Origin of the sequence: Peptoniphilus indolicus ATCC 29427 (assembly GCF_000227315.1) — a bacterium.
GTDB classification, from domain to species: domain Bacteria; phylum Bacillota; class Clostridia; order Tissierellales; family Peptoniphilaceae; genus Peptoniphilus; species Peptoniphilus indolicus.
Map to the genome: position 1 here is coordinate 1 of NZ_JH165125.1, position 1,154 is coordinate 1,154.

Here is a 1,154-nt window from a genome sequence, read left to right on the forward strand (position 1 = left end):
ACCTTTATCTACATCTATAGCTTTATAAGTTACTCTAATCCATTAAGTTCTCTTGAAATTGTAGAATGGTAACAGTCTAAAATTTTTGCTATTCCTACAGAAAAATAACCCTCTTTATTTAATAACTCTATCTTATTTCTATAATTCTAGTGTAAGATATTTATGATTTATATTGACATGTGTGTTTGTAGTTATTAACATTTTACACAAAGTTAGTTAGTATGAGTTTTATCTTTTATTTGGGATATCTTTTAATTTTACAATTTATCACATAAAAATATTATTTATGATATACTTAATTTATATAAACTATAAAGAAAGTGAGAAGAGTATAAAAAAGGCTTAGTATTCAAGAATATTATTTATAGTACAATAAAAAAATAAACAATGTTATGTAGTTGGAAGAAAAACCTTTTCAGAGCAAGAGATAAATTATGTAATTCTTATAAATAAAATTTTTAAGTAAGTGTGGGGTGTAAATTTGAAGATATATATTTTTTCTGATGTAGTGTGTACTTGGTCATGGGGAGAAGAAAAAGTTTTAAGGGCAATAGATTATTTATTTGATGGGAAAGTTGAGTTTGAAAATATAATGGGGGGGATGATTTCTGATTACCATGATATACTTCCAATGAATATGAAAGACAAAGATTCTGATGAAACTGCAAATGCAATTTTAAGACAAATTTGGACAGCTGGTTCTATAATACATAAAATGCCTGTGTCGAGCAAATTACCGAATTTGCTTTCTAGAAAAAATCCTAGTACAAATAAGTTAGATAAATTTTTTATATCTGTTAGGGAAATAGCTCCAGAAAAGGCGAATATTTTTTTAAGAAGATTGAGAGAAGATACCATACTCTATGGAGTAAACACAATGGAGATTGAAAATATTATTCCTATTTTAAAGGAAATAGGAATAAATGAGAATCAATTTATAGAGATATTTGAACGAGACTCTTCTCAAATTTTTTTAGAGGATAGAATGAGCACATTTGATAGAAGATTTGATAATTTTCCAAATTTTATGTATGTGGATAATAAGGGAAAGGAATTTATAACTAAGGGATACAAGACAAAAGAGGAATTATTAAATTTTATATATGAACATTCTGATTTAAGAGAAATGGAAATAGAGGAAGATGAAGTAAATA

At 26.0% G+C, this 1,154-nt stretch carries 1 protein-coding gene; it reads left to right on the top strand.

Annotation, left to right across the window (positions count from 1 at the left end):
• Positions 1–481 precede the first annotated feature (481 nt).
• Positions 482–1,154, top strand: a 673-nt coding sequence (locus HMPREF9129_RS10265) for a thioredoxin domain-containing protein (protein WP_040553300.1), incomplete at its 3' end; no start/stop codon positions are given.